Raw genomic sequence first — 3044 nt, forward strand, 5'->3', positions numbered from 1 at the left:
TCAAGACGTAACTTTTACCTATAACCTCAAATTGATCCTCTTGTACCACAATGGCGGTATTTTCATCTATACCAATTCCTAAATATTCAGGGTGTTTGTCCAACAAATTCAACATTTCGAATTGACGGTTACGAACCAACACATGTTGATCAATAGCCACATTTTTTAAATAGCCAAAACCAACTTGATGATCTCCCATAATTTCCCCACTTCCTTTTGTATCTCCTCGTACCAAAAAATCACCCTGTATACTTGCTCCCGCTGAAGATCCTCCAACCACTCCTCCTCTGTCTAAAAGCTCTCTAACCAATTTTTCTACCTTTGTACCCTTGTAATTTTCGACAAAGCGCCATTGACGCCCACCCCCAAACCAAACACCTGTGGCATTTTTTAAAGATGCCACAAATTCTTCACTATTGGCTTTTTCACGGTCAGTAGTATATAGGACAGTAACATTAGTTGCTCCATGATTCCTTAAAATTTTAGCTTTATTTTCCAACCCTTCATTTTCTTTGACAAGAGTTGGAAAAAAAACAATTGGGGCATCTTTTCCACCTGCAAGCTCTAAAAAGCGAAGTACAATTTCTTTGGACTTTATGCCACCTCCTGCAATTACGAGGGCCCCATTTTTAGGCCCTTCGGCGACAGGGTCTTCTTTTTTCTCCTTTGCAAAGGAATTAACTTGAACTGCAAAAAAAATAGCGAATAGAAAAAGGTAAAAATTATGCTTCATTTAAAAAGTAATTTTAGCAACTAGTTTAAAAACTAATACAATGAAGAATTGCAATACAATTAAAATAATAGGTAAGAGCTATTAGAATGAAAATCTCAACACCTATTTTATTACTTTTCTCTCTTTTAAATTGTATTTATCACCCGCTCTTAAAAAATAGAAGAGATTTTTATCCTTTGGCAAATTCTTTGATTTTTTCACCTTCTTAGGCCAGAGTGAACCCTGATCATACATTAACACGTAACTTTCCCCTATTACTTCGAATTGATCCCCAATAACTACAATAGCCGTATTTTCATCTATTCCAATTCCTAAGTACTGGGGGTGCTTTTCCAAAAGATTTATCATCTCAAACTGGCGATTACGTGCCAATACATGCTGATCAATTGCTACATTTTTTAAATATCCGAATCCTACCTGATGGTCTCCCATAATTTTTTCGTTTCCGTAGGTATCTCCTCTAGCTAAATAATCTCCCTGAATACTTGCCCCTGCCGAAGTACCTCCAATTACTCCTCCCCGATCCAAAACTTCTCTCACTAACTTCTGTACTTTTGTTCCTTGATAATTATCTACAAATCGCCATTGACGACCGCCACCAAAAAAAACTCCTTTTGCATGTTTTAACGGTTCCACAAACTCTTCACTATTTGCCAATTCCCGATCTGTAGTATAGAGGAAAGTGACATTAGTAGCCCCATGTGCTTTCAATTGTTCCGCATATTTATCTTTTTTTTGCCCATCTTTCATAAGGGTGGGAAGAACCACAATGGGAGCATCTTTTCCTCCAGCTAATTCAATAAAACGAGAAATAATTTTCTTAGACTTCATGTTTCCCCCTACAATAACTAATGATCCCTTTTTAGGCCCCACTACGGGTTGCTCATTTTCAGAGAAGAAAGAATAAGATGGAGCATTCAATATTAAAAAAACAGCAAAAAAACAAAATTTCAGAATTGACTTCATAGCAACAACTTAAAAATAAAATTTAATAGCAAAAAAGCGCAAAGAAAGTTCTTAAAGCTTTTTCAACTAAATTTACACTTTTCATTTATCACACTTTCTATATAATTAAAATAAACATTAACGATATTCCTCAAAAGTTTTATAGCCACTTCCCGTATTGAGTAGAAGGACTTTTTCCTCTTTTGAAATGAAACCATTTTGTGATAAATCCCTAAGGGCCATCCAAACTGCTGCCCCTTCAGGAGCAACACAAATGCCTTCGGTAGCACAAATTTCTTTTACTCCCTCCATTATTTGCTCTTCAGTTACCGCAACAGCCATTCCTTTGGACTCCTTTACTACTTGGTGAATCAAATCTTCTCCAAATGCTTTGGGAACGGCCAGGCCATTAGCAATGGATTCTCCATAAGCATTCAAATTCTGTTCTTTTCCATTAATCATATCCACCATTGGGGTACAATTTGCCGATTGAACCACAACCATTCGAGGCAGTTTTGTATTTTCAGGGATCCAGCCCATGGCCATCATCTCATGAAAGGCCTTCCAAATTCCAATTAATCCTGTTCCACCTCCAGTAGGGTAAAGGATAACATCCGGTAATTCCCAATTTAATTGCTCGGCAATTTCATAGCCCATAGTTTTCTTTCCCTCTAACCGATAAGGCTCCTTTAAGGTAGAAATATTAAAAGCTCCAGTCTCTTTTTGGATTTGTACAGACATTTCCCCACATTTATCAATCATTCCATCCACCAAAATTACTTCAGCTCCAAAAAAGCGACACTCATCCTGAAAAATCTTGGGAGTAAAATTCGGCATTAAAACAGTAGCCTTCATTCCCGCTGCTGCACAATAGGCACTCATTGCACCACCAGCGTTTCCTGCTGTAGGAGTTACACATTCGGTCACACCTAATTCTTTTGCTTTAGAAATGGCCATACTAATTCCTCGAGCTTTAAATGAAGCTGTAGGATTAAGTCCCTCGTCTTTCATTTTAAGATCACTAAACCCATATTTAACTGCCAATCGATCCATTTCCAATATAGGAGTCATACCCTCACCTAAACTAACTATATTCTTAATTTCAAAGACAGGAAGCATTTCAAGGTATCTCCACATACTACTTTCCCTGCCCACCAATTCCTCTTTTTTGAAATCTGGTTTCTCTGGATAATTAACAATTAAAGGCTTGTTACAACAAGTTGAATAATATTGTAATTGATTTATAGGATAATTTTTACGGCATTTTGAGCATGACAGATCTACTGCCAAAGAAGAAAAAACTTTTGTCGAATCCATAATAAATAATTAAATGTACAGCCTAAATTTCAGCAATTCGCCATAACTA

The 3044-nt window shown here is 36.8% G+C and carries 3 protein-coding genes; all 3 read right to left on the bottom strand.

Annotated features, from left to right (window positions below):
• The coding region (locus E1171_RS03805) for a cyanophycinase (RefSeq protein ID WP_155204252.1) at window positions 1-733 on the bottom strand (733 nt) is incomplete at its 3' end.
• Between the two features lie 102 nt (window positions 734-835).
• Entirely contained in the window at window positions 836-1699 is an 864-nt protein-coding gene (locus E1171_RS03810; RefSeq protein WP_155204254.1) for a cyanophycinase, read from the bottom strand.
• Window positions 1700-1816: 117 nt separating this feature from the next.
• The gene (locus E1171_RS03815; RefSeq protein ID WP_155204256.1) at window positions 1817-2995 is read right to left on the bottom strand and encodes a threonine synthase; all 1179 of its coding nucleotides are present in this window, start codon (window positions 2993-2995) and stop codon (window positions 1817-1819) included.
• Between the last annotated feature and the right edge of the window lie 49 nt (window positions 2996-3044).

It is taken from the genome of Xanthovirga aplysinae, assembly GCF_009711365.1.
Classification (GTDB): domain Bacteria; phylum Bacteroidota; class Bacteroidia; order Cytophagales; family Cyclobacteriaceae; genus Xanthovirga; species Xanthovirga aplysinae.

Bases quoted from the DNA above. Each gene is read 5' to 3' on its own strand.
- E1171_RS03810 (WP_155204254.1), bottom strand. From the start codon at position 1,699: ATGAAGTCAATTCTGAAATTTTGTTTTTTTGCTGTTTTTTTAATATTG.
- E1171_RS03815 (WP_155204256.1), bottom strand. From the start codon at position 2,995: ATGGATTCGACAAAAGTTTTTTCTTCTTTGGCAGTAGATCTGTCATGC.